The organism is Acinetobacter sp. YH12227 (assembly GCF_013417785.1).
Classification (GTDB): domain Bacteria; phylum Pseudomonadota; class Gammaproteobacteria; order Pseudomonadales; family Moraxellaceae; genus Acinetobacter; species Acinetobacter gandensis.
Genome location: NZ_VPDH01000004.1, coordinates 1 through 25,685, shown reverse-complemented (window position 1 = coordinate 25,685; position 25,685 = coordinate 1). Strand labels below are relative to the sequence as shown.

The window sequence follows — 25,685 nt, the reverse complement described above, 5'->3', positions numbered from 1 at the left end:
CAGAGGGTAAAAAATGGGGTTTAAACAAACACTATTGATCTTATCAGCAGTGAGTATGCTGGGATTAACAGCTTGTAGTACTGTAAAAATTTCCGATTATCCGCAGCGGCAATTGATGACAGCAAAACATGCGACTGCCGCTGATATTGAGAACAATATTCGACTGGGTGTTGGGCAAAATGCGCGCACTGGTTGGGTGGTTGAACAGGCAGATCAGACAAAGGTAGTTGCGGGTTTAACCCGTCGTAGCCATTATTTGCAAGTGACCTATCTCATCTCAGGCAATCAAGTCAGTTCACAAATTACAGGTAGTCGTAATTTAGATCAACGTGGTAACAAAATTCATAAAAATGCGATGGCATGGAAGGCACGTTTAGATAATTCGGTATTTACACAACTTTCAAAAACGTTAAATTAAATTAGAGAGCAATTACTATGAATATTAAACAATTTGGCTTCACAGCTATTCTGGGGCTAGCTGTATTTACATCAGCACAAGCAGCTGACCAAATGCATGATTTTAATTTTAAACAAGCTGTAGATCGTGCCGTTGCAGATGGCACGCTAGATGGTTCTGTTAAATTTTATTTGGCGGGAACAAAATCTGGTGGAAATGTGATTAAAAAAGGTCTTGTGACCAATAAGAAAACTAATGGTTTTGCTAAATCTGCAGAAACTTCATGTGATCATGTATTACGTTCTGCATTGATTCAATTCCAAAATACCGCAAAAGCTAATGGTGCAAATGCTGTCACTAACTTAGTGAGCTTCTATAAGTCAAATGAAACCCGTAGCACGACGACATACAAATGTGCCAAAGGTACAGCGATTGCAGGTGTTGCATTAAAAGGTGATCTTGTTAAATTTTAACTGAATAAGAGTTGAGTCAGCAGGTTAATAAATAAGAAGTTTATTTGCTGCGTATACTCTCAACGCTTTAGCCTTCAACTTATTGGGCTTTTATGATTTGTCGTTAGAATCCGAATGCACATTTGAGTCAATAAAGAACCCATCCGAAGATGGGTTTTTATTTGGAAAAGAGAAAGGGAAATTCCTTATGGAATCTCTTGCTCATCTTCAAATTCAGGTTTCACTTGCACAATAAAGTCTTGGCGGTTCAAGCCACGCCATAAAGCAAATGCAGTACCAATGTAAATAGATGAATAGGTACCCACAAATACACCGACGAACATGGCAACAGAGAACCATTTTAGACCGTCGCCACCTAAAACCATCATCGCCACGACAACAAGTAATAAAGTCATCGAAGTATGAATGGTACGGCGCAGCGTTTCGGTCAATGCACTGTTTACAACTTCCAGTGGTTCAGCCCCACGAATCTTACGGAAGTTTTCACGGATACGGTCCGAGACCACGATGTTATCGTTGAGTGAGAAACCAATAATTGCCAATAATGCAGCCAATACGGTGAGGTCAAATGGCCATTGCATCATGGCAAAAATACCAATGGTCACGATAATGTCGTGGAATAACGACAGTACTGCACCCATCGCAAGTTTAAACTCAAAGCGAATGGTGACATAGACCAGCATCAGAATCAGTGCAAGGCCGACTGCACCCGCAGAGCGAACATACAGTTCATTCCCCACTTGGCCACCAACCACATCCATTTTACTCACTTCGGCTTTATTGCCCGGTAATTGGGCAGCAGAAGTGATCGCCTTGGTTAAGTCTTCAGCTTCAACATCTTTTTGTACCGGCATACGAACCATTAGGTCACGGTCAGACCCTAAGGTTTGTACCACAGGATCTTTAAAGCCAGCTTGGGTCAGTGCCGAAGTGACATCAGATGATTTCACTGGTTGGCTGTAGTTTAATTCCGCCGCAATACCACCAGTAAAGTCCAAACCGAGGTTTAAGCCTTTGGTGCTAATAAAAAAGATACTGGCAATGGTTAGAAGGATTGAAATGATTGCTGCCGGCTTGGCAATTTTCATGAACGGAATAATCCGTTCATTGTCCGGGCGGCCGTATTGTTTCGGTTGAGTATTTTCAGTCATCATCGATCTCCTAAATGCTCAACTTCTTCAGGTTACGCTTTTTACCGTAAATCAGCTGTACGATTGCACGTGTTACTGTAATTGCAGTGAACATTGAACAAACGATACCAATCATGAGGGTAACAGCGAAGCCTTTAATCGGGCCTGTACCAATTGCAAACAGAATGAATGCAACGAGGAAGGTGGTTAAGTTGGAGTCAAAAATGGTGTTATATGCACGATCATAACCCGCAACAATGGCCTGTTTTGGTGAGGCCCCCCATTTCATTTCTTCTCGTATTCGCTCGCAAATCAGTACGTTGGCATCGACCGCCATACCAATGGTAATCACGATACCTGCAATACCCGGAAGGGTAAGAGAAGCACCAATCCAAGACATAATCGTTAGGATCATGGCAAGGTTAACCACAAGTGCAAAGTTGGCAATTAAACCGAATAGACGGAAGAATACCACCATCCAAATTGCAACCAAGATGAAACCAATTTGGACTGAAAGAACACCTTTATCAATGTTCTCTTGACCCAAACTTGGACCAATTACACGCTCTTCAACGAAATACATTGGCGCTGCAAGTGCACCCGCACGTAACATCAATGCAAGTTCAGATGCTTCTTGTGGTGAATCTAGACCTGTAATACGGAACTGAGAACCCAATACAGCTTGAATTGTTGCTGCATTAATGATGACAGATTCGGTATACGGTGTACGTACTTCAGTTTGTGTACCTGTTGCAGGATCTGCAACATAGCTAATTTTTTGTTTGTTCTCAATGAACAATACAGCCATGCGTTTGCCAACTGCATTACGTGTTGCTTCAGACATGAGCTTACCGCCCGCAGTATCCAAAGTAATATTTACTTCGGCACCGCCAGTATCTTGGCTAAAACCACTTGAAGCGTTTTGTACACGTTCACCGGTTAAGATACGGTTACGATTGAGTAGTAATTGACGACCACTGTCTAAAGATTCATAGGCAAATGCTTCAGTACCAGGAGGTAATGAACCTTTGGCTTGACCTGTGTATGGATCAATATATTGATCGCTTAAGTCAGAAACTAAGCGGAACTCAAGGTTTGCTGTACGACCAAGAACACGTTTTGCTTCAGCCGTATCTTGTACACCCGGAAGTTCAACCACAATACGGTTGCTACCTTGGGTTTGTACCAATGCTTCAGCCACACCTAACTCATTAATACGGTTACGTAAAGTGGTTAAGTTTTGGTTGACGGCATAAGACTGAATTTCTTGTCGACGTGCGTCAGTATAGTTTAAACGTAGTGTCGAACCATCAGTGGTTGCAACGGCTTGCTGCGTAAACTCGTTACCATTACGACGTAGGAAATCCATAGCAGCAGAACGATCATCATTATTTGCAAACTGCATGGTAATGGTGTTGTTATTTAACGTTAAGCTGTTGAATTTAATTTTGTTATCACGTAATTGACGGCGTAAGTCCGCTGCAGAGGTTTCCATACGTTGTGAAATGGCTTTATCCATATCCACTTCGAGTAGGAAATGTACCCCACCACGTAAATCCAGACCCAATTTCATTGGTTTTGCACCAATTTTTTGTAGCCATTCTGGAGTTGTAGGGGCAAGGTTCAATGCAACGACGTAATTATCACCTAGACCACGACGTAATGCTTCCTTAGCTTTTAACTGTATTTCGCTAGAATCGACACGCAATAAAGCGGCATTGTTGGTGAAGCTATTGTCATGACTGGCAATATTTTCAGATTTTAAAATTTGCTCTGCTTTTTGTACGATGCTTTGATCAATCTGGGTACCGGCTTTGGCACCTGAAATTTGAACAGCAGGTTCATCAGGATACAAACTTGGCAGGGCATATAATGTACTGATCACAAGAACAACTAGGATCAGCAGATATTTCCATGCTGGGTAACGCATTCGTTTTCTTCTTAAAATGAAAAAAGTCGTGCGAGTGCACGACTTATTTTTTGATTAAAGGTTATTGAGCGTGCCTTCAGGAAGAACTGAAATCACACTTGCGCGTTGTACTTTTACTTCTACGCCACGGTTCAGTTCAACGACTGCAAAATCACCTTCAATTTTTGTGATTTTACCCATTAAACCGCCCGCAAAAACAACTTCACTGCCAACGCCAAGGCTGTCAACAAGTGCGCGATGTTCTTTTGCACGTTTTGATTGAGGACGCCAAATCAAAAAGTAGAAAATCGCCACGAATACAGCAATCATCAACAGGTTTGCCATCATGCTTGGTTGCTGTGCAGCTTCACCTGCTGCGTGAGCAGTAGAAATAAAAAGGCTCATTTTATTTTCCTAAACTAAAAAACTGGTTATCAAATTATTGATAAGTAAATTGGACTTGTTCAGCAATTTACCTTGTCTTTTTCTTCAGCGCAAATACTGAAAGAATTAATCTTGTGGACAAGGTGGTACTTTCATACCGCGACGGTGATAAAAGTCTTCAACAAAGTCATCAAATGTACCGTTGTCGAGTGCATCACGCATCGCTTCGGTCAAACGTAGGTAGTAACGTAAGTTATGAATCGTACCGAGCATTGAACCTAGCATCTCGCCACATTTTTCAAGATGGAACAGATACGATTTTGTAAAATTGGTACAGGTATAACAGTCGCAATGTGGGTCTAACGGACTTTGATCGTGACGATATTTCGCATTACGAATACGTACCAAACCATCGGTCACAAAATAATGACCATTACGTGCATTTCGAGTTGGCATCACACAGTCAAACATATCGACACCGCGGCGCACCGCTTCAACGATATCTTCAGGTTTACCCACGCCCATTAAGTAACGTGGTTTATCTTCAGGCATTTTGGCAGGAAGATAATCTAAAACTTTGATCATTTCTTCTTTTGGTTCACCGACAGACAAGCCGCCAATGGCATAACCATCAAAATCAATTTCTTTTAAACCGTTTAAAGATTCATCACGTAAATCTTCATACATGCCGCCTTGGATAATACCAAACAGCGCATTACGGTTTTTGAGCACATCATGGTGCTGTGTTTTACAACGCTTCGCCCAGCGTAAAGAAAGCTGTAAAGATTTTTGTGCTTCTTCGTGTGTTGCAGGGTATGGTGTGCATTCATCGAAAATCATCACGATGTCAGAGTTCAGTGTGTGCTGAATATCCATCGAAATTTCAGGAGATAAAAAGACTTTAGAACCGTCAATTGGAGAACGGAAAGTCACGCCATCTTCTTTAATTTTACGCATCGCACCAAGGCTGAAAACTTGGAAGCCACCTGAGTCAGTCAGAATAGGGTTATTCCATTTCATGAATTGGTGTAAGCCACCGTGTTCACGAATGACATCGAGGCCTGGGCGTAGGTAAAGATGGAAAGTATTACCCAAAATCACTTGGGATTTAATTTCTTTGATGTCGCGCGGGAGCATACCTTTGACAGTACCGTAAGTACCGACAGGCATGAACATTGGTGTCTCAACAACACCATGTTCTAAAGTCAGACGGCCGCGGCGAGCACGCCCCGACTGTGCTAATTTTTCAAACTTCATACAAGATCCAGATCAAGGCGAAAAAACAGTTCGCTGATGGTAAGAGTGCTAAAAGTGCACTATTTTCCTTGATTCTGCTGTTAAACGCTAGCATTGTCGGGTGTTATGTCTGTAAATTTATTGGATGTTTAATTCAATAGGGCATCGGTTGAAACTTCGGCATTGTGATAGAACTGATTAATCCTTTGTAAAATTTCATCCTTTTCCATTGCAAATGTTCCATCAGGGGCTGACGTCATCGCAACAATGCTTTCGATTAGTTTTTGAATGTAAGGATTGGTTGCATGGTAGTTTCGGTCTAGCGTCAGTAAATAAGCGTCATTTGCAACTTGCAAATAGTGGTAGGGCTGAATTTCGATAATTTGCGCTAAATCGATCAGCATATCTTTATCGCTTTGCGTCAGTTTCATACGTTTGGGCAAACTGTTGATATTGGATTGTTGTTTTGAATCTAAAAAGTTTTGCAGCAATGGGGATGTTGTATTCAGATAGCGTGCAGAAGAAATTTCGATTTCAGGCTGTGTCGGTAGGCTGATAAAAAATAAAATACGCTCTACTTCGATGGCAAAATTCTTTTTTAATGTGATTATAACTTGCTGAAATGCACTTAACAGCATCGCTAGATTGTTTTGCTGTGTGATTGAATGTGCGTGTTGTATGGCTGAATCAATCATGTATGGCGTCTTCAAATGGTCAGACAATATGGATTTGGTCTGATTCAAGCTATTTTCAAGCATATGTGTTGCGCGATACCGCCACTTTGAAGTATTCCAACGGTCATTTTCCGCAAGATACTGAGCGCTATCTTCATCTTCGGCAAAAATACTGCGCTGTGTAGAAATGGCTAAATTATCAATCAATAAGAATTTATTCAAAACTAGTGCGCAAGCATAGATTTGATCCGTCTGATACAGTTGGTACAGATTCATAAATGCTGCGACGAACGCATCTTTATATATCGTTTGGTTTTGCATATTTTATTTTCATTCTTTGTATATGGAGGTGTTAAACACCTCATCATTATTTTTTTAATATTTTTGATTACTGCCCAAACTTAAAAGTTTGGACGGTAATCAAAGCTTTGACTTGCAGCTTGGTCGCGGAAAGGGCGAATCGCTTTTTTACTTAATAACAAGGTGTTAATAATATTATTCGGAAAAATCTGAATATGGTTATTGAACAACTCTACATTGCGGTTAAAGATGGTAATTGCGGCACCGACATTTTCATTTTGCTCTTCAATTTCATTCATCATTTTTAGATAAATTTCATTGGCTTTAAGCTCAGGATAATTTTCAACCACAACATTTAAGCTGCGCATAAGCTCTTTGTTTAAAGCCTCAATATGCTGTAGCTGTGAGACATCGGTAGAATTGATGTTCAAATTCATGATGTTCTGACGTAGCTCCGTGACTTTTGCCAAAGTACCTTGTTCAAAACTGGAATACTGTTCAACAAGCGGTTGTAATCCATCCAAAATTTTAATTTTTTGCCGTTCATAACTGGCAACATCAGACCATGCGCGAATAGTTGCATTGTGATGGCGGACAATATTATTGCGAATGATGATTGCCCCAATTATCAGCGCAACAATTAGCAATAAAAAAATCAAAAGCCCCATAAAATTTTATCCTCAAGATAAAAGGTCATTAATATCGTTGATCATTTTTAAAGTTCTAAAACATGATCACTTTAAAAATTGTATCAGGTCGCTTTTTAAGTTTTCTAATGCAACCAATTTAAAAGTTCTTAAATGTCCACGTAATGCCGAAACGTCGTTTATCTGTTTGGCTTTGCTGCTGACTTTAAATAAATCTTGAGAACCAAGATAGCACATTATTTGATTGTTCGGATGAAATAGCAGGTCACCTTGTCGTTGCTGAAAAAAATCCGAAAGTTTCAGTACAAAGCTTGGTGTGAGTAGCTTTGCCGACGCCAATTCATCGCTGCAAAAGAACTTTAATTTACGATTGGTTTGTATATCGCTGCTATGCCATGGAAAGCTGTATGGATAAGCATAATCTTTACCTGAAGCTGAAACAGCTAGCCCGTGAATAGCGACATCAAACACAAAAACGCCCCAAAGGTCTTTGTGAATTTCTTTGACTTTAACTTCATCACCATCTTTATCACGTACACGGATTTCATGGACATAGTGATATTGAAATACCATCACCTGATGTTGCTGCTGATTTTCATCTTCCCAGACGGTACTTGCATAAGAGCTAATCTCATTGGACACGCTACCTTGATTAAATACTGGAAACATACGTTTGAGATGACCAAGAAACTGCAAATGATTCAGTTGAATGGAAATATGTTGAGGTTGTTGATTAAAGGCCAAATGATATTTTTTGGCGATACATTGCGTTTCTAAGTATTCAATGACATCTTCAAGCGGATCATCTTTTTCATAACTGATATATGCCCAAAACAGCATGATTAAGCCCGCTACAAAGCAAAGTTGTGCCCAAGCGTGGTCAGGTTGTATCACAATAAATAGGGCAAAGCAGGCGCCTATAAACCCTAAAGCTAAGGGCAATAAATTTTCAAATTTGAGTGTGATAGGTGCATTCCAAGGATGCAATCCATCAAGGATGTCTTGCTGTGTTTCAGCGTTACGACCAGTATCCCATAACCGAGCAATATTGCGAAAAACCACTTCATTTTTCTTACGACGAATGTGGATGGAATGTTTCACACTATCAATCGGCATGGGCGTGGCTTCTATAAGCGAATTATTTTACGTTGATATTATCAATCAGCATGGCATCACCATAACTGAAGAAACGATATTTACTTTCAACCGCATGGTGATACGCATTTAAAATATTGTCGCGATTTGAAAGGGCAGAAACCAACATTAAAAGAGTAGATTCTGGAAGGTGGAAGTTAGTGATTAAGCGGTCGACCACTTTGAATTCATATCCTGGATAGATAAAGATTTGAGTATCACCTGTCCATGCTTTTAATTCGCCACCATTCGCTTGCGCCGCGCTTTCTGTTGCACGAGTCGCAGTGGTGCCGACTGCAATGACTTTATTGCCACGAGCTTTGGTCTCGCGAATTAAAGCCATTGAATCTTCTGATACATCACACCATTCGCTGTGCATGATATGATTTTCAATGTCATTGGTACGTACAGGCAAGAACGTTCCAGCACCTACGTGTAGGGTCACAAATGTTTTGTTAATGCCTTTTGCGGCTAATTTTTCTAGTAGTGCTTCATCAAAATGCAAACTTGCAGTTGGCGCAGCTACAGATGCTAATTTTGTTGGGTCGTTAAATACAGTTTGGTAGCGTTCAGTATCAATACTTTCAGCTTCACGGTTAAAATAAGGTGGAATAGGCAATGCACCATACAAATCCAAAACTTGTAAAATAGGTTGTGAAAACTCAACTACGAATAAGTTTTCATGACGACCTTTTACTGTAACTTTGACTTCATCTGGGCCAATAAACAGTTCAGCACCTTCTTTGGGTGTATTACTGGCTTTTATGTGGCAATGTGCTGTTTGTGGGTCTAAAATTCGCTCAACAAGAACTTCAATTGCACCACCTGTTGCACGTTTACCTTTGAGGCGTGCTTTCATCACTTTGGTATCGTTCAATACCAATAAATCACCCGGTTCAAGCAGGTCTAAAATATCTGTGAAATGTTGATCATGATATTGGCCTTGGCGATCAAGGTGTAGCAGGCGAGACGCACTTCGTGTTTCAAGCGGGTAGCGGGCTATGAGTTCATCGGGGAGATTGAAATTAAAGTCAGAGAGTTGCATGTCAAGAAATCTGATAAAGAAGCAAAAGAAATTTGGCTTAGTATAAACTTTTTTGGGTTTTAACGTTGAAATTGATGGATTATCCATCGAAAAAAACCTGTACGCTTTATTTTTAATCAATTGGGAATTTCTTGCGTTGACAAGTCTCTGAAAAAGTTTATTATACGTTTCAACACCTACCCGAGGTGGTGAAATTGGTAGACGCGGTGGATTCAAAATCCACTATCAGAGATGATGTGTCGGTTCGAGTCCGACCCTCGGGACCAAAATTCTAAAAACCCCAAGCTTATTAAGACTTGGGGTTTTTTATAGCGTAATAAAAATAGAATGGATAATTCTATTTATAAATTTGGCTATTTCTTTGTATAAGCTTTCTTTAAAACTATAAATTCATATCTATAAAATGCGATGCATATATGGAATAGCATTTCATATTCTAAGAAATAAAAAACCAGCGCTTTCGCGCTGGTTTTTTACGTCACTAACTTGCGTTAGTTCGGCATCAACTTATTGAGCAGCTTCAAGAGCAGCATTTAAAGTTGCACTTGGACGCATTACAGCATTTACTTTAGCAGTATCAATTGCGTAGTAACCACCGATGTCAGCTGCTTGACCTTGAACTTCAGCAAGTTCAGCAACGATTTTTTCTTCGTTTTCAGCAAGTGCTTTAGCAAGTGGAGCGAATTTAGCTTTAAGAGCAGCATCTTCGTCTTGAGCGGCAAGCGCTTCAGCCCAGAATTTAGCGAGGTAGAAATGGCTGCCACGGTTATCTAATTCACCCGTACGGCGTGAAGGAGATTTGTCGTTGTCCAAAAGTTTACCAGTTGCTTGATCAAGTGTTTGAGCAAGTAATTTCGCTTGAGGGTTATTTTCTTTGATGCCCATTTCTTCTAAAGAAACAGCAAGTGCTAAGAACTCACCTAGAGAATCCCAACGTAAGTGGTTTTCTTCAACTAATTGTTGTACGTGTTTAGGCGCAGAACCACCAGCACCAGTTTCGTACATGCCGCCACCAGCCATTAATGGCACGATAGAAAGCATTTTCGCTGAAGTACCCAATTCCATAATTGGGAACAAGTCTGTTAGGTAGTCACGTAGAATGTTACCAGTCACAGAAATAGTATCTAGGCCACGAGCGACACGTTCAAGTGTGTAACGCATTGCACGTACTTGAGACATGATTTGAATGTCTAAGCCAGCAGTGTCGTGATCTTTCAAGTATTTTTCAACTTTCTTGATTAATTCGTTTTCGTGTGGACGGTACGGGTCTAACCAGAAGATTGCAGGCATGCCAGAGTTACGAGCACGAGTCACAGCAAGTTTTACCCAGTCACGGATCGGTGCGTCTTTCACCTGGCACATACGCCAGATATCGCCTTCCTCAACGTTTTGAGTCATTAACACTTCGCCAGTTTCTATATCAGTGATGTTGGCAATACCAGCTTCAGCAATTTCGAAAGTTTTGTCGTGTGAACCGTATTCTTCAGCTTTTTGCGCCATCAAACCAACGTTAGGTACAGTACCCATCGTACGTGGATCGAAGTTACCATTCCATTTACAGAAATTGATCATTTCTTGGTAAATACGTGCGAAAGTAGATTCAGGCATTACAGCTTTACAGTCGTAAGGTTTGCCGTCAGCACCCCACATTTTACCGCCACCACGGATCATTGCAGGCATAGAAGCATCTACAATTACGTCGTTAGGTGAGTGGAAGTTTGTGATGCCTTTAGCAGAATCAACCATTGCAAGCGCAGGACGGTGTTCTTGGCATGCGTGTAAATCACGGATGATTTCTTCACGTAAAGAAGTCGGAAGTGTTTCGATTTTTTCGTAAAGACCAGACATACCGTTGTTGATGTTAATACCTAACTCATCAAACAATTTGCCGTGTTTTTCAAACGCTTCTTTGTAGTAAATCTTAACGCAGTGACCAAATACGATCGGGTGAGACACCTTCATCATAGTTGCTTTAACGTGTAGAGAGAACAAAATACCAGCTTCGCGGCAATCTTCTAACTCTTTTTCATAGAAGTCGCAAAGCGCTTTTTTGCTCATGAACATTGAGTCGATGATTTCGCCTTCTTGAAGCGCAACTTTTGGCTTAAGAACAACAGTTTCACCAGACTTAGTGATCAATTCCATTTTTACGTTACGCGCGCGGTCTAAAGTCATCGACTTTTCGCCGTGGTAGAAGTCACCTTCGTCCATGTGAGAAACGTGAGTTTGAGACCACTGTTTCCATTCGCTCATAGAGTGCGGGTGTTTTTTCGCGTAGTTTTTAACAGCAGCAGGCGCACGACGGTCAGAGTTACCTTCACGAAGTACAGGGTTCACAGCAGAACCTAAACATTTGCTATAACGCACCTTGATTGCTTTTTCTTCTTCAGTCGCTGGGTTTTCCGGGTAGTCAGGAATTGCGAAGCCTTTAGATTGAAGCTCTTTAATACAAGCAGTCAATTGGCCAACTGAAGCACTGATATTTGGGAGTTTGATGATGTTTGTGCTTGGATCTTGAGTTAATTGTCCAAGCTCTGCCAAAGTATTTGGCACCTTTTGTTCGTCGCTTAAGTAATCTGTAAATTCAGCGAGTACGCGTGCTGCTACAGAGATGTCGCGTTTAACGATTTCAACGCCAGCAGGCTTAGTAAAGGTCTCAATGATCGGCAGCAGAGAGTAAGTCGCCAATAATGGCGCCTCGTCGGTCAGTGTGTAAATGATAGTTGACTTTCCACCAGCCATATATAGCCCCTTGCTTTGGATTATGTTTTTGAGGGCCGAGCTTATGGCACAGCCCCTACGAACCGATTTGCTTAAATAAAACATTGAAAGTATCGGTGTTCAGGGCTTTTCAGTCAACGCAAGATACAGTGATGTGGACATTTCGTAGAAAAATGATACAACACGAAAATAAATACTCGTTGCCCAATAATGGGGCAATATTTTGAAAATTAAGAATAATCAAGGCTCATTCATAGTTTTAAACTATTGAGCAATTAGATTGTGATTAGTTTTATTGGTATTTATACGGTTTTCTCATCAGGCTTTATTTATTTGTAAAACAATATGGCTATAGCGTCAAATAAATAATGCCTAATTGCTGCCTGCATTTCGTCGCAATTGTTCATAACTTCACCAGTTTTTGTGAAGTCTGGATAAATCACTGTAAAAAAACTTCATTTGGAAATTTGGGACGTTAGGCGTGGTATCCAAAAAATACTATGGATGAAAAATAAATTAGATTGACTCCGTAAAAGCGATCGCTGTGCTAGCTCTGTATGCCATGTCAAAAAAATGATTTATATAAATCGTCGTGATTGGTATTTTTAAGAAAAAATAATCAAATTAAAAGAATGTGTTTAACCTACAAGAAATAAAAAATGGGCGGATTTTGTCCCATTAGGCTAAAAATGCTTTGAAAATATCACCAAAATTTGTGATACATCTCTAAAGTTCTGTATGTGTTTTTTTGAGTGTTCTGTAAGTGAATGTTTCTATTTAGATTGTGTTAATTGAATGATATTAAAATCTAGTCAATTTTGATATTGTGAACACATCTTAACTTGGTTTATTATACTATTGATTAGTATGAATAAAAAAATATATTAACAATGAATATTGGATATATTTCTATTAAATTATTTTAACGTTTGGTATATTTTAAAGTGGAATTAAATTAAGTAAGTGACATTAGTCTTTTTGTTAGCTTTTGTTATTGAGTCGAATGATAAATTTTGCTAATAATCTTGAGCACGGTCGTTGGTTTTTATTTGAAAGATCAGCCTAGGAGAACAAATGAATGGTACTTCAATTACTTGAGATTGGATCACAAACTGAATTGTTAGCTGCCTGCCGCTTGTCTTTGCTCATGGGGGTCTACACTGACGATAATCGTGTCGAAGATTTTTTAAAATTTGCGCGTGGCATGATAGGTACGGATAGCGCAATTTTGGCATTTAAAGATGAGCCTTATATTTGGTATGCCTCAGAAAATGGGCTTAAAGCATTCCTTGCTCAAACCGATGATGATTATCTTGATACGTTTTTTGAAAACCATTCACGTATAGACTCTTGTTCAGAGAATTATCCAGCTTATAGTGCTTATTTAAAGCAGCTTGGGGTCGGTCATCGCAGGATGGTGGCTTTTGATTTGAAATATAATCAAGCTTCAATTGGTAAGGTCATGCTATTTGATGATCAGACAGAACAGTTTGAGGAAAAACAATTAAAAATTGTCGAAGAGTTTGTGCAAAGCTTAGTTAATATTATTCAACTTCGTGTGGAAAATGCAGAATTAAAAGAATTGTATGAACAGCAATCAGCTCTGAATTTTAGTAAAACCAAATTTTTTCAAATTATTGCGCATGATTTACGTGCTCCGTTTCATGGGCTATTGGGCTTTTCAGAAGTGCTGGCACAAGAGCGTGGTACTTTAGATGATTCTAGTATTCAAAATATTGCAGATTATTTACATGACACCACGCAATCGACTTATAACTTACTTGAAAGTCTGTTGAATTGGGCCATGGCGGAAGGCGGACGTTTTGTTTATCACCCTATTAATTTCGATTTAAATCAATCGGCGAAAATTGTCTGTGATGTACTCAATGGTTTAGCCGTGAAAAAAAATATTCGCTTAATTAATGATGTGGCAATTGGCACGAAAGTGAATGCGGACATCAATATGATGACTTCGGTAATTCAAAATTTGGTCTCCAATGCATTGAAATTTACACATACAGATGGTCGCGGCTCAGTTCGTTTGGCAACAGAGCAAATTGGACAGCAAATTTTATTGACCATTCAAGATACCGGTTTAGGTATGTCTCAAGCTCAAATTGATGATTTATTCCAGCAAAAATTAACGGTAAGTATTAAGGGAACGGCTGGAGAGCGTGGGACTGGACTTGGTTTGGTGCTGTGTAAACGTTTTGTTGATTTAAATCAAGGTGAAATCTCGGTGACTTCTAAAGAGGGCGAAGGGACAACTTTTAAAGTACTATTACCTGCTGCAACAAGTAGTCATCATGTTTTGAATGTGGATGTGGCCTGTCATGAGCAAGAATGCCTGGCAACTCAAGTGAATGGTTAGTTTGCATGAGATAAAAGTCTAAAAACACTTTTCCCTGAGCATTTGTAGCTGTTATAACTAGAAAAAAATCATGCTAGGGTTTGTGGAATGAATGTGCAGCAATTGCAGAAAACATTACGTGCCAGTCAATATGCTGAACAGGTGTTAGGCATCCATCAAAAAAGTTTAGAACAAGACTATGCAATTGATCAGTACTTAACATCATTGAGTACCCAGCAAATTCAAGATTATGTTTCCCAAACATTAGATCAAATTACTGATGAAACCATGTGGATGCGCGAACTTCGTGTACTTCGAGCGCGTTTAATGTTTCGTTGGATTTGGCAAGATGCCAATCAATTAACCGATGTTGTTACTTTAACTCGTGAGCTTTCTGATTTTGCGGATGTATCGATTTGCGCTGCCAAAGATTTTGCGCGTATTCCATTGGTTGCCAAACATGGTGAACCTGTGGGTTATAAAGGCAATGTGCAAGATTTAATTGTCGTTGCGATGGGTAAGCTTGGTGCACAAGAGTTAAATCTGTCCAGTGATATTGACCTGATTTTTGCTTTTGATGAACAAGGCGAAACCAATGGGCGAAAATGTATTGATGTACAGCAGTTCTGTATTTTATGGGGACAAAAACTGATTTATTTACTGGATCACATTACCGCTGATGGTTTTGTTTTCCGTGTGGATATGCGTCTTCGTCCGTGGGGGGATGGTTCTGCTTTAGCGATTAGTCATGCTGCATTAGAAAAGTATCTCAGCCAACATGGTCGCGAATGGGAACGCTATGCTTGGATTAAAGCTCGTATCGTGACGGGTGGTAAAGAAGGAGATGAGCTTCTTGAAATGACACGTCCTTTTGTATTCCGAAAGTACGTTGATTACACTGCTTTTGAAGCCATGCGTGAAATGAAAGCAATGATTGAACGTGAGGTTCTGCGCCGTAATATTGAAGATGATATTAAATTAGGGGCAGGCGGGATTCGTGAAGTTGAATTTATCGTACAAGTCTTTCAGTTAATTTACGGTGGCTCAAAACTAGAGTTACAAGATCGCCAATGTTTAGTGAGTTTGCATCACCTAGGCGAAGTGGGGTTGCTGGAGAAAACGGCTGTCAATGAACTGGAAGATGCCTACTTATTCTTGCGTCGGATAGAACATGCCATTCAAGCCTTAAATGATCAGCAAACTCAGTCCTTGCCGCATGAAGATGAACCACGTCAACGAATCTTGGATACACTTGGTTTTGCAACATGGGATGAGTTTTTAGAGGTGCTCAATCAAAAACGCTCAAAAGTTATCTATCAATTTGAGCATTTGATTAAAGAAAAAGAACCAGACCCATTGGTTGAGAGTTTTAGCCAGCTTGAAACACAATTGAATGAAGTCCTTGATGATGATGCTAAGAATCTAATTCATGAGTTTTGGTATGGCCATGCCTTAAAAAAATTGCCAGCAAAAGCGGTACAGCGGTTAAAAACCTTTTGGCCGCATCTCATTGAAGCCATTTTACAGTCAGATAAGCCACAAACGGCTTTGCTACGTTTGATGCCTTTGGTGGAGTCGGTCATGCGTCGTACTGTTTATTTGGTCATGTTGATTGAAAGTAAAGGTGCGTTGCAACGTTTAGTCAAAATGGCAACAGTCAGCCCATGGATTTGCGAGGAGTTAACACATTATCCAGTTTTATTGGATGAGTTCCTGTCCATGGATTTTGAGTTACCCAAGCGCAAAGACTTAGAAGACTCACTGCGTCAACAATTGCTGCGCATTGAGATTGATCAAGTTGAAGATCAAATGCGTGTACTGCGGTTATTTAAAAAATCCAATGTTTTGGCTGTGGCTGCAAGTGACGTATTGGCAGAAAGCCCTTTAATGAAAGTGTCTGATGCTTTGACCGATATTGCAGAAGTATCTGTGAATGCGGCATTGCATTTAGCCTATCAAATTGTGGCTAAAAAGCATGGCTTTCCTGTCGATGCACAAGGTCAACGCTGTTCAAACGACCGTACCGCTTTTGCTGTTATTGGCTATGGCAAGGTAGGTGGTATTGAGCTTGGTTATGGCTCAGACTTAGATTTGGTGTTTATTCACTTTATGGATGAACAAGCAGATACAGATGGGCAGAAGCCAATCAGTGGATTTGAGTTTGCTATGCGGGTTGCGCAAAAATTTATGTCCTTGATGACCACACAAACTTTAGATGGTCGTGTATATGAAGTGGATACTCGCTTACGTCCTTCAGGTGAAGCTGGTTTATTGGTCACAAGCTTAAAAGCCTTTGAACAATATCAACAAAAAAATGCTTGGGTATGGGAGCATCAAGCTCTAGTTCGTGCAAGAACAATTGCGGGAGAACATAGTTTACGCGTTGAAATTGAAAATCTGCGTTGTAATATTTTGACCCAAACGCGTGATGAGGCGAATGTTCGTGCAGAAGTGCTGAAAATGCGTCAAAAAATGAAAGACCATTTAGGCTCTTCTAAAGAACAGCAAAAAGATGGAATTTTTCATTTAAAACAAGATGCAGGTGGTATCGTTGACATCGAATTTATGGCACAGTATGCAGTATTAGCATGGAGTGGGTCGAATCCCGATCTCGCCCATTACTCTGACAACGTACGAATCCTTGAGGATGCCGCAAGAACGGATTGCTTATCCAGCGCCGATGCGACAGCATTGATTCAAGCTTATCTCCGTGAACGAGCCGAGAGCCATCGTCTAGCACTTGCGAATCAATCCATGCAAGTTTCAGCTGATGATTGGCACGATACCCGAGTGGTCGTTTGCAAGCTATGGCAAAGATTAATTGATCCAGCTGCTATTTCGGCACTGGATAAAAATGACTGTGTATAAAAATTTGGAGTGTGTGCCATGAACTTGGCTGATCGTGATGGTTTTATTTGGCAAGATGGACAATTGGTTGACTGGCGTGAAGCGAAAACTCACGTATTAACACATACTTTGCATTACAGCATGGGTGTGTTTGAAGGTGTCCGTGCCTATGAAACTCCGAATGGAACGGCTATTTTCCGTTTAAAAGAACACACTAAGCGTCTTCTAAATTCTGCAAAAATCTATCAAATGAATGTTCCATTTGATCACGCAGCATTAGAACAAGCACAAATTGATGTTGTTCGTGAAAATAAATTAGCGTCTTGTTACTTGCGTCCAATTATTTTCATCGGTTCTGAAAAATTAGGTATCGCTGCGACAGATAATACAATTCATGCAGTGGTTGCGGCTTGGAGCTGGGGTGCATACCTTGGCGAAGAAGCGATGGCGAAGGGTATTCGCGTTAAAACATCGTCATTTACGCATCACCATCCAAACGTGACGATGTGTAAAGCAAAAGCATCTGGTAACTACACTTTGTCGATTCTTGCACATCAAGAAGTAGCACATGCGGGTTATGACGAAGCAATGCTTTTAGATCCGCAAGGCTATGTATGCCAAGGTTCAGGTGAAAACGTATTCCTTGTACGTGATGGTGTGATTCATACCCCTGATATTGCGGGTGGTGCACTTGATGGTATTACACGTCAAACAATCATTACAATTGCTAAAGACCTTGGCTTTGAAGTGGTTGAACGTCGTATTACACGTGATGAATTCTACATTGCAGATGAAGCATTCTTCACAGGTACAGCAGCTGAAGTAACACCAATCCGTGAATATGATGACCGTCAAATTGGTGAAGGTTGTCGTGGTCCAATCACTGAGCAAATCCAAACTGCATTCTTTAATGCGGTTCAGGGTAAAGACCCTAAATATGCACACTGGTTAACTTACGTAAAATAAGCTGATCGGTTAAGATGAAAAGGCGAAACTAGGTTTCGCCTTTTTTTATTGGCTTGAAGATATTGAATTTTTTGGAACGAGACTATGCATATTGTTTATGTCAGTGATGGTAAAGCAGGACATCGCTCACAGGCTCTAGGTTTATTTAAGGCCATGCAGCGCCAATCTCAGGAAGCAGTCACATTTCAAGAAATTTCAATTGATGATTTGCCTATAGCGACACTTATTTCTGTACTGTTTAGCCATCAAGTTCATGCCGTAGAACACGAGCCAACCTATATTTTTGGCGTCGGTAGCCACACACATTTTCGAGTATGGCTGTTAGGCAAAGTGTATAACAAAGCCAAAACCATTATTTTAATGAAGCCAAGCTTGCCGTTTGCATGGTTTGATTATGCTGTGATTCCACAGCACGATGGTATTCAAGCATCAAATAAAGTACTAACGACACAAGGTGCGTTAAATCCTATTGTAAATGAAGAACGGCATCAGCATGGTCGAATCCTAATCGCTTTGGGTGGCTCTTCAAAACGCCATCAGTGGAATGCAGCTAAAGTACTTCATGCAATTCAACAGATAGTCGAGCTGAATCCAAATTCAGAAATCATTTTGACCACTTCACGGCGCACACCAAAAGCGTTTTTAGCAGAATTAAAACAGTTAAAAAATATTGAAAAAGTACAGATTTTCCCAGTTGAAGTCACTCCGCAAGGTTGGATTTTCGAAGAAATGCAAAAAGCCGAAGCGGTTTGGGTAACTGAAGATAGTGTTTCAATGATTTACGAGGCTCTCACCGCGGGTTGTAAAGTCGGGGTGATTGAAGTGGATCGGTTGAAGGAAGATCGGATTACAACATCTGTCGATCACCTTTTTCATCAACAGTATATTACTCGTTTTACTACCTTGTCTCAATTAGCTCAACCACAATATTTTGCTGAAGCAACTCGAGTTGCAGTTGAAATATTCAAATAATGAACAGATTCTTTAATATAAACATCTAGATAAATTAAGATACTAAAATGCAATGACTAACGCTTACGCTTTTTTTGAACAATATCAATAAAATAAATGATGGAAAAAAAGCCGAAACTTAAGTACAGTGGCGTTCAAAATTTGTATCTAAGGAAAATAGCAGCAAGTCCTGATACAAGAACATTATTGGAGATAAGAATGACATTGCTTCTACATAAAAAGAGTGTAATTCACTTTTTTTATACATTTTTTTTAGTGCTTTTTTTGGGGGGGGCAGAATACTTTTTAACAAAGAATGGCGTAGTAAGTATTGAGTTCTCAAAATATGTTGAAAGTTACTTATTAGTTTTCATTTTATTTTATCTCTGTTTATTATCTGGGTATAAAACTTTTTCCTTAATTGTAACTAACTTTATTATTTACATTATTGGTTCCAATATTGTTTTTTTGACCTATTTTGGCCGTTTATTAATGCCTTATGATATTAGTCAATTTTTTTATGAATTTGCCGATATTATGGGAGGATTGTCTGGTGGAATAAAAATTTTCCTTATTCCGCTCTGTCTATATTTACTGCTGATTGTTTTAAATACTATTTATATTTTGAAATATGTAAACAATAAAGAAGCAGGATATAAAAAATACCTCTTTTTTATGGTTGCCGTATTAGGTTTAATGGGACTTATGGTTCCAGCCTTAAAGGGAAAAGTCTTTGAAAATAATCTACATTACCCAGTTGTGAGAAATACCATTAATTGTATTTCCAGCTTTTTAATTGGAAGCAGTAAATCTTTATTTTCAGAACCTGAAGCTAAAAAAGTATATTCAAAATACAGTGTTGAAAATATTGATACAGTGCAAGACTTTAATGTGATTGTGGTTGTTGGTGAAAGTACTGCATTTAAACATTTGGGCTTATATGGTTATGAAAGGCAAACAACTCCATTTTTGAGCTCACTTAATGGGCAATCAGGGTTTAAATATTTTTATGGCATCAGTCGAGGTTTTTCTACACGTATAGGTGTTCCACTTTTGCTTAATGTTATTTATGAACCAGATAATGCTGAGCAGTTATTATCCATGCAAACAAATTTATTTACGCTTGCTAAAGAAACTGGTCGCAATACCTTATATCTTTCTAATCAAAAGTCTGGCGTTCTCGCTTCTTTAGTAAACATGAAAGATATTGATCAATTCCATGATGTGTTCTCTAAAGAAATGCCAGAGAATACAACAGATATGCGATTAATCGAATTGATTGAAAAGAAAAAAGAGGCATTGGGGAAAACACCATATTTTATGGTTTTACATCAGCGTAATAGTCATTTTGCTTATGAAGAAAACTATCCGAAAGCTTATAATTTTTATACAGGCAGTAAAGATGAGTTTGCGAAATTGGTCGACACTTATGACAACTCAATGCATTTTCAAGATGACTTCTTTAAAGCCTTGAGAGCCTCAGCTCAAAGAGTGAGTTCTAAGCCAACGCTTATTTTCTATACATCAGATCATGGTGAGTTATTTGGTGAGAATAGTTTATGGGGGCATGGAACTCCAATTTTGCAGTCCGCTGCTGTGCCAATTCTGATGTTTGGGGTCAACGGTGCTGAAAAATGGGTAGATGATCTTCAATATTCAAATTGTTATATGACAAATTATGAATTGGGTAAAATTGTTGCTGCTTCATTTGGACGTAAAATTATTAATCCAAATGAAAATAACGATCAAATTTTTATTAATATTAATTTACCGCTGGATAGCTCTAGTAAATTTACAGAAGTAAATGCTAAAGAAGCCAAAGCCTTATGTTCACAATAAGGCAGCACTCAATTTAAAAGAGACTTAAAAACTGATTTCTATTCAATATAGAATTCAGTTTTTTAATGGAATTTTAAATACACAATACGGCTCGCTCAATTTGAGAACTTTTCTTTTCTTATGAAGAGGACTGTGGCACTATTTGGAAAGGAACTTTGGTTTGGTCCATATTGTGATTTATATTTGTATTTTTACACTCATGATTTTACTCGCGTGGAGTTATAAATATGCTTGGTGGAAGCCCGCTGTAGATTGGAAAAGACCGCGTATTTTAATGTATCATATGGTGTCTGAGCATATCGATGGTGCAAAATTTAATAAGTTGCGGGTTAAACCTGAAGAGTTTGAGAAGCAAGTGGCTTGGATGAAAGCTGAGGGTTTTCATTTTGTCACAATGCATGAGTTGCAACAAAATTGGGGGCAGCATCCTAAAAAAACGGTAGCAATTACCTTTGATGACGGCTATTTAGATAACTTGGAAAATGCTTATCCAATTTTAGAAAAATACCAAGCCAAGGCGACGATTTATGTAGTGGTTGATCGCCATAACCGTGATTGGTCAACCTATAAAAAAGCCCATCACAATAGCGGTGAGTTAGCCCGAGAACCTAAACTGAATGATGAGCAAGTTCAGTATCTGGCACATAGTGGTCTTGTTGAAATTGGTTCGCATACTTTGACACATGCCAATTTGGATAAATTGGATGATGCAGCATGCTTGTTTGAACTTAGAGAATCGAAAAAACAATTAGAGCAATTAATTGGTATGTCTGTGAGTAGTTTTGCCTATCCTTTTGGTATTTATTCTGAGCGCGATGTGTGTTTAGCAGAGCAGGCAGGTTATAGCAATGCTGTGACCACCAAAGAGGGCATTGATGGCCTAAGTCCCAACTTTATGCAATTACAACGGATTAAAGTTAGTGGTAAGGACTCAATGTTTGCGGTGAAGTTGCGGATGAAATTAGGGAAAAGAGCTTAATTGCTCTCCCTGCTATTAATTTTCCTTACATGATTTAATTGATTGAAATAGCTAGTGAGTTTCATATGATGTTTGTCCCACGTCTGAATTGGATCAATGTGCGCAGCTAAATAAATAAGAAAGTCTGTAAAATTTTTCTGTGGTGTATGGCGTATACTTTTCCAATAGGTTGAAATCGCTTTTTTGATCAGTAGTTTTTTATTTTGTTCAGTAATATCTGGGTAATCTTGGATAAAATCATCAATTGTGAAGAACATATCATGGTGTTGTTGCTCTAGATGGCGAGATAGACGGTTTTCTCCACGGATAGATTTTGTTTCGGCTTCATCTAAAATAACAAAAACACTATGTAAGCCACTAGAAATTATTTTTTTTGAATATTTAGCTAAGTTTAAAGCTAGAGATTCATCTTGAATAAATATATTTTCATTGCAGCCTCTAGACTTTAAAAATAATTCTCGCGTACACATGACGCACATCTGCATAATATTATTTTCAAGTACATAGCTTAAGGGAGTCGTACTAGATTCCCAGATTCCAGTAGTATGTTTTTGAATTTCATTGACATCGTGAATCTTTACTTTTTCTGCATAGCACAAATCCGCTTGCTGTTTTTGCATCTCTTGTAAAAACATATTTAAGCGATCTGGAGCCAGAATATCATCAGAATCCATGAAAAAGAGATAATCACCAGCTGCAGTAAATGCGCCTTGGTTTAGGCGAACAGCAGGACCTTTATTATTCGTATTTTGGATAATTTTGACTTTGGGATAATTGGTCAATAAGTATTGATAATTAGTCGGCCATTCTGGATCTGTAGAACAGTCATCCACCACGATAATTTCATGTAAATTTTCATCTTCGGGTTGTAGTGAGTCGATTGTTCTATTGAGCAATAAACCCTTATTGTAGTGAGTGAGGATGACGGAAATCATTTTAATATCCTAAATTACGTTTAAAAGCTTGACCAATCGGTCCAGTTAAATCTAAGTCTTGGGTATTTTTATATTTTGGACATTGAAAATCTTCTGCTAAGTTTTGTCGTTGCATGAGTTTATGTTGAAGGTATTTCTGATTTAAAGGTTCTAAAACAGATTTGGAGCTATAAATTGAACAGATAAAGCGCCCACTTTGAATGGTTTCAGCTAGCATAGACGTGCTATCTTCTGTGACAAAAATATAGCTGGACTGTTGAATAAGCTGCACTAAAGATAAAGCATTTTTAGTTTGAACTAAATGTAATTGAATATTTGAGGGAATAGAGGTCTTTTGAAAATAGCCTTCTAAATTAGGTGTGCGGCGAGAATTGGTAATTAATCCTTTCAACTGATTTTGAGCACAAAAAGCAATAAATTTTTTAATCATTTTTTCAAAATCTTCAGTTGAAAAAGGATGCTCATCTGTCGGACCACCTAAAATTAATAAAGCCGTAGTTTGATCAAGCTGATCATACTGTAAGGTAAAAAAGTCTTTTTTTACTGGAGGGGTAGTTAGCACTACTTGGTCCGACGCAGTATTTTGTTTTAGTGCTGTAATTGTACAGTTCACCAGTTGTCCATTTACTTTGCGTAAATCACCTGCGTAAAACAATGGAACTTTTAATCTGCGACTGACAAAAATGCCATAGAGCAAATTCGGCATGCCTGAACAAATAATACAGTCAATATTTTGCTTGAGTGACAAATCATTAAAAAGAATACGTGAGCAAAGATCGAATAAATAAGGATACCAAGTCAGTTTTTTTAACAGGCTGATCTGCCATTTTTTTATATCAGGAGTTTCTGCATTTTTTAAAGTTGTTGCATAAGCTGTTTCTAGGCAGTCATATACGCCAAGGCTAGGATTTAAATGTCCAGCACGTTGGTCATGAATCAGGAGAACTGCAAGGCTAGGTTTGCTTTTCATAATATTTGAAAGTTTGATCTATCTATTTGGTATAGTAGCAAAATTCATTAAATTTGTCAGAACTGCTAGTTATGAGCTAAGGGTGTGGAATTTAAGAAAGGGGAATAGATTAAATAAGTTTAAAATATTAGAATATTGAGATAAAGGGTCACTGCTTAAATTGTTTTAAGGTTATATTTTGAAAAAAATGAAGATTATTAATACTGTATATGGTGATGCAACTGGCGGTAGATGGCAAGCTATGTTGAATATTGCCGATACCTTAGAGCAGATAGGAGGACATGAAGTTGTTCTATTGCGTGGTGAGGAAAATAAACATTTAAGCAGTGGTCAACGTCCTATTCATGTAATTCCAAATACTGGATTCTATAGCATTATTGCTGCCATGAAGGTTCGAAATTTTATCCAACAGCAACAACCGGATGCTGTAATCGCTCATAGTGGAAAAGCGGTATGGCTTTTCAAGAATGCTATGATTGGTATGGAAAAGAAAATTCCTGTTATTGCAGTTAATCATAGTCATAATGTGAAACGGACAGTGCGTGCAGATGCATTTATTCATATTACTCCTTATATTCAGGATTTAGTTAAATCAAGGCTCACTAAGGAGCAAGATGAACATAAAATGCATCGTGTCATTTCAAATCTTATGCATTTACCTGATGAGCCAGCACTTCCATCTCCTTTGAAATCTCCACCAACTATTGGCATGCTGACACGAATGATTCCAAATAAGGGAGTTCATGTTGTAATTGAAGCTATTCATATACTTAATAAAAAAGGAATATCTATAAATGCTATTCTTGCTGGTGATGGCGAGAATAAACAAGAATATCAAGAAATGGTAAAGAGCTTCGGAATTGAACATCTAGTAAAATTTCCTGGCTGGGTAGATGCTCAACAAAAAGTCGAGATTTATCATCAAGTAGATATGATGGCGATTACCTCATTAACTGATATTCAACCACTCGGTATTTTAGATGCATTTGGCTGGGGAAAGATCGTATTGAGTAGTGATCATATTGGACCTATGCAAGTATGTAAGCATCGTGAAAATGCTTGGGTTAGTAAAGTTGGAGATCCTGAAGACTTGGCTAATGGTATTGAATATCTGATAAATCATCCAGATGAAGCATTAGAAATTGCACAAAATGCAAAACAAGAAGCATTAAATATTTATTGCTTTGAACAAATTGCGAAAGAGCATAATAAGTTTATTTCAGAAGTGGTTGAGTATTTTAATAGTTTAAGAGCAAAGTCTTAAATTTCAACTGTTTTTTAAATATAGAGTTGCGTAAACCTTTAGATTGATAGAGTAAATAATGAATTTTCTTATAGTTGGAGCTGGTTTTACAGGTGCTGTTATTGCCAGAGAGTTGGCCCAACACGGACATCAAATCACGGTGATTGATCAGCGTTCTCATATTGCTGGAAATTGTCATACTTTACGAGACGAGAATACAGGGATCATGGAGCATGTCTATGGGCCACATATTTTCCATACAAGTGATGAACTAGTATGGAAATATATTAATAAGTTTGGTGAATTTGTCCCTTACATTAATCGTGTGAAAACAACATATAATAATGAAGTATATTCGTTACCAATTAATTTACATACGATTAATCAATTTTATAAAAAAAGTCTCTGTACACGACAAATTTCATAGGATCCTTGTCCTATCAGGCTTTTTCTTTCTTAAAATTGCTAGCACTTTCTTAAATTCTTCTTTTTTTCCAAAACCAATCAAACGTAGAATAGCCATTTGAACATAGTCCAAACCGTAGCGAAATAAAC

Annotated in this window: 21 protein-coding genes, 1 tRNA gene and 1 pseudogene; 11 read left to right on the top strand and 12 right to left on the bottom strand. The window is 38.6% G+C overall.

Annotation, left to right across the window (positions count from 1 at the left end; all coding sequences use genetic code 11):
- The first annotated feature begins 13 nt into the window (after positions 1 to 13).
- Both FTV09_RS01420 and FTV09_RS01415 read left to right on the top strand, forming a co-directional pair.
- Positions 14 to 418 (top strand): hypothetical protein, encoded by a 405-nt coding sequence (locus FTV09_RS01420; protein WP_180056395.1) that lies wholly within the window; start codon positions 14 to 16, stop codon positions 416 to 418.
- Positions 419 to 435: 17 nt separating this feature from the next.
- Entirely contained in the window at positions 436 to 870 is a 435-nt protein-coding gene (locus tag FTV09_RS01415; protein WP_180056393.1) for an excinuclease, read from the top strand.
- Positions 871 to 1,055: 185 nt separating this feature from the next.
- Here FTV09_RS01415 and secF read toward each other — a convergent pair whose 3' ends face one another.
- From secF to queA, 8 genes are all read right to left on the bottom strand, one after another.
- Positions 1,056 to 2,024 carry a protein translocase subunit SecF gene (gene secF, locus FTV09_RS01410; protein ID WP_180056391.1) on the bottom strand — a complete coding sequence of 323 codons (969 nt, stop codon included), beginning with the start codon at positions 2,022 to 2,024 and terminating at the stop codon, positions 1,056 to 1,058.
- A 7-nt stretch (positions 2,025 to 2,031) separates the two neighbouring features.
- Complete coding sequence (gene secD, locus FTV09_RS01405) at positions 2,032 to 3,930, bottom strand: protein translocase subunit SecD (protein ID WP_180056389.1); 1,899 nt, start codon at positions 3,928 to 3,930, stop codon at positions 2,032 to 2,034.
- 54 nt (positions 3,931 to 3,984) lie between these two features.
- Positions 3,985 to 4,314, bottom strand: coding sequence for a preprotein translocase subunit YajC (gene yajC, locus FTV09_RS01400; RefSeq protein WP_067767823.1), 330 nt, complete (start codon positions 4,312 to 4,314; stop codon positions 3,985 to 3,987).
- A gap of 105 nt (positions 4,315 to 4,419) precedes the next feature.
- Positions 4,420 to 5,550, bottom strand: a complete 1,131-nt coding sequence (gene tgt / locus FTV09_RS01395; RefSeq protein WP_067767820.1) for a tRNA guanosine(34) transglycosylase Tgt — start codon at positions 5,548 to 5,550, stop codon at positions 4,420 to 4,422.
- Positions 5,551 to 5,678: 128 nt separating this feature from the next.
- Complete coding sequence (locus FTV09_RS01390; RefSeq protein ID WP_180056387.1) at positions 5,679 to 6,524, bottom strand: DUF4303 domain-containing protein; 846 nt, start codon at positions 6,522 to 6,524, stop codon at positions 5,679 to 5,681.
- Positions 6,525 to 6,604: 80 nt separating this feature from the next.
- Complete coding sequence (locus tag FTV09_RS01385) at positions 6,605 to 7,171, bottom strand: LemA family protein (protein ID WP_067767814.1); 567 nt, start codon at positions 7,169 to 7,171, stop codon at positions 6,605 to 6,607.
- A gap of 66 nt (positions 7,172 to 7,237) precedes the next feature.
- Positions 7,238 to 8,266: a hypothetical protein gene (locus FTV09_RS01380; protein ID WP_180056385.1), complete on the bottom strand. Its 1,029-nt coding sequence runs from the start codon at positions 8,264 to 8,266 to the stop codon at positions 7,238 to 7,240.
- A 22-nt stretch (positions 8,267 to 8,288) separates the two neighbouring features.
- Positions 8,289 to 9,329, bottom strand: coding sequence for a tRNA preQ1(34) S-adenosylmethionine ribosyltransferase-isomerase QueA (gene queA, locus FTV09_RS01375; protein ID WP_067767990.1), 1,041 nt, complete (start codon positions 9,327 to 9,329; stop codon positions 8,289 to 8,291).
- Between the two features lie 179 nt (positions 9,330 to 9,508).
- Between queA and FTV09_RS01370 the strand changes: the two genes are divergently transcribed.
- A tRNA-Leu gene (locus FTV09_RS01370) sits at positions 9,509 to 9,595 on the top strand.
- A 241-nt stretch (positions 9,596 to 9,836) separates the two neighbouring features.
- Here the strand turns inward: FTV09_RS01370 and FTV09_RS01365 are convergent.
- On the bottom strand, positions 9,837 to 12,071 hold the full coding sequence (locus FTV09_RS01365) for an NADP-dependent isocitrate dehydrogenase (protein ID WP_180056376.1): 2,235 nt from the start codon (positions 12,069 to 12,071) through the stop codon (positions 9,837 to 9,839).
- A gap of 1,057 nt (positions 12,072 to 13,128) precedes the next feature.
- Here FTV09_RS01365 and FTV09_RS01360 point away from each other — a divergent pair.
- The 6 genes from FTV09_RS01360 (at position 13,129) to FTV09_RS01335 (ending at position 21,982) form a co-directional block, all read left to right on the top strand.
- Complete coding sequence (locus FTV09_RS01360; RefSeq protein ID WP_180056374.1) at positions 13,129 to 14,421, top strand: sensor histidine kinase KdpD; 1,293 nt, start codon at positions 13,129 to 13,131, stop codon at positions 14,419 to 14,421.
- 87 nt (positions 14,422 to 14,508) lie between these two features.
- Entirely contained in the window at positions 14,509 to 17,268 is a 2,760-nt protein-coding gene (glnE, locus tag FTV09_RS01355; RefSeq protein ID WP_180056372.1) for a bifunctional [glutamate--ammonia ligase]-adenylyl-L-tyrosine phosphorylase/[glutamate--ammonia-ligase] adenylyltransferase, read from the top strand.
- An 18-nt stretch (positions 17,269 to 17,286) separates the two neighbouring features.
- Complete coding sequence (locus tag FTV09_RS01350; protein ID WP_180056370.1) at positions 17,287 to 18,213, top strand: branched-chain amino acid transaminase; 927 nt, start codon at positions 17,287 to 17,289, stop codon at positions 18,211 to 18,213.
- Between the two features lie 84 nt (positions 18,214 to 18,297).
- A complete protein-coding gene (locus tag FTV09_RS01345; RefSeq protein ID WP_180056367.1) occupies positions 18,298 to 19,185 on the top strand; it encodes a mitochondrial fission ELM1 family protein in 888 nt (295 codons plus the stop codon).
- A gap of 198 nt (positions 19,186 to 19,383) precedes the next feature.
- On the top strand, positions 19,384 to 21,003 hold the full coding sequence (locus FTV09_RS01340) for a sulfatase-like hydrolase/transferase (RefSeq protein WP_180056365.1): 1,620 nt from the start codon (positions 19,384 to 19,386) through the stop codon (positions 21,001 to 21,003).
- Between the two features lie 172 nt (positions 21,004 to 21,175).
- Complete coding sequence (locus FTV09_RS01335) at positions 21,176 to 21,982, top strand: polysaccharide deacetylase family protein (protein WP_180056473.1); 807 nt, start codon at positions 21,176 to 21,178, stop codon at positions 21,980 to 21,982.
- Here FTV09_RS01335 and FTV09_RS01330 read toward each other — a convergent pair.
- Together FTV09_RS01330 and FTV09_RS01325 are read right to left on the bottom strand one after the other, a co-directional pair.
- Positions 21,979 to 22,917 (bottom strand): glycosyltransferase family 2 protein, encoded by a 939-nt coding sequence (locus tag FTV09_RS01330; protein ID WP_180056363.1) that lies wholly within the window; start codon positions 22,915 to 22,917, stop codon positions 21,979 to 21,981. The two genes, FTV09_RS01335 and FTV09_RS01330, sit on opposite strands and share 4 nt — an antisense overlap.
- Position 22,918: 1 nt before the next feature.
- On the bottom strand, positions 22,919 to 23,887 hold the full coding sequence (locus tag FTV09_RS01325; RefSeq protein ID WP_180056361.1) for an ELM1/GtrOC1 family putative glycosyltransferase: 969 nt from the start codon (positions 23,885 to 23,887) through the stop codon (positions 22,919 to 22,921).
- A 187-nt stretch (positions 23,888 to 24,074) separates the two neighbouring features.
- Here FTV09_RS01325 and FTV09_RS01320 point away from each other — a divergent pair, with 187 nt between their 5' ends.
- Together FTV09_RS01320 and FTV09_RS01315 are read left to right on the top strand one after the other, a co-directional pair.
- Positions 24,075 to 25,151, top strand: coding sequence for a glycosyltransferase family 4 protein (locus FTV09_RS01320; RefSeq protein WP_180056471.1), 1,077 nt, complete (start codon positions 24,075 to 24,077; stop codon positions 25,149 to 25,151).
- Between the two features lie 58 nt (positions 25,152 to 25,209).
- A complete protein-coding gene (locus tag FTV09_RS01315) occupies positions 25,210 to 25,557 on the top strand; it encodes an FAD-dependent oxidoreductase (RefSeq protein ID WP_306669483.1) in 348 nt (115 codons plus the stop codon).
- Here FTV09_RS01315 and FTV09_RS01310 read toward each other — a convergent pair.
- Positions 25,552 to 25,685 (bottom strand): annotated as a pseudogene (locus FTV09_RS01310) (IS4 family transposase); the annotation flags it as partial. The gene FTV09_RS01315 and the pseudogene FTV09_RS01310 overlap by 6 nt on opposite strands.

Coding starts and splice junctions, on each gene's coding strand:
- FTV09_RS01320 (WP_180056471.1), top strand. CDS start 24,075: ATGAAGATTATTAATACTGTATATGGTGATGCAACTGGCGGTAGATGG.
- FTV09_RS01385 (WP_067767814.1), bottom strand. CDS start 7,171: ATGGGGCTTTTGATTTTTTTATTGCTAATTGTTGCGCTGATAATTGGG.
- secF (WP_180056391.1), bottom strand. CDS start 2,024: ATGATGACTGAAAATACTCAACCGAAACAATACGGCCGCCCGGACAAT.
- FTV09_RS01420 (WP_180056395.1), top strand. CDS start 14: ATGGGGTTTAAACAAACACTATTGATCTTATCAGCAGTGAGTATGCTG.
- FTV09_RS01390 (WP_180056387.1), bottom strand. CDS start 6,524: ATGCAAAACCAAACGATATATAAAGATGCGTTCGTCGCAGCATTTATG.
- FTV09_RS01325 (WP_180056361.1), bottom strand. CDS start 23,887: ATGAAAAGCAAACCTAGCCTTGCAGTTCTCCTGATTCATGACCAACGT.
- queA (WP_067767990.1), bottom strand. CDS start 9,329: ATGCAACTCTCTGACTTTAATTTCAATCTCCCCGATGAACTCATAGCC.
- FTV09_RS01365 (WP_180056376.1), bottom strand. CDS start 12,071: ATGGCTGGTGGAAAGTCAACTATCATTTACACACTGACCGACGAGGCG.
- FTV09_RS01330 (WP_180056363.1), bottom strand. CDS start 22,917: ATGATTTCCGTCATCCTCACTCACTACAATAAGGGTTTATTGCTCAAT.
- FTV09_RS01340 (WP_180056365.1), top strand. CDS start 19,384: ATGACATTGCTTCTACATAAAAAGAGTGTAATTCACTTTTTTTATACA.
- FTV09_RS01380 (WP_180056385.1), bottom strand. CDS start 8,266: ATGCCGATTGATAGTGTGAAACATTCCATCCACATTCGTCGTAAGAAA.
- yajC (WP_067767823.1), bottom strand. CDS start 4,314: ATGAGCCTTTTTATTTCTACTGCTCACGCAGCAGGTGAAGCTGCACAG.
- FTV09_RS01315 (WP_306669483.1), top strand. CDS start 25,210: ATGAATTTTCTTATAGTTGGAGCTGGTTTTACAGGTGCTGTTATTGCC.
- tgt (WP_067767820.1), bottom strand. CDS start 5,550: ATGAAGTTTGAAAAATTAGCACAGTCGGGGCGTGCTCGCCGCGGCCGT.
- glnE (WP_180056372.1), top strand. CDS start 14,509: ATGAATGTGCAGCAATTGCAGAAAACATTACGTGCCAGTCAATATGCT.
- secD (WP_180056389.1), bottom strand. CDS start 3,930: ATGCGTTACCCAGCATGGAAATATCTGCTGATCCTAGTTGTTCTTGTG.
- FTV09_RS01415 (WP_180056393.1), top strand. CDS start 436: ATGAATATTAAACAATTTGGCTTCACAGCTATTCTGGGGCTAGCTGTA.
- FTV09_RS01360 (WP_180056374.1), top strand. CDS start 13,129: ATGGTACTTCAATTACTTGAGATTGGATCACAAACTGAATTGTTAGCT.
- FTV09_RS01345 (WP_180056367.1), top strand. CDS start 18,298: ATGCATATTGTTTATGTCAGTGATGGTAAAGCAGGACATCGCTCACAG.
- FTV09_RS01350 (WP_180056370.1), top strand. CDS start 17,287: ATGAACTTGGCTGATCGTGATGGTTTTATTTGGCAAGATGGACAATTG.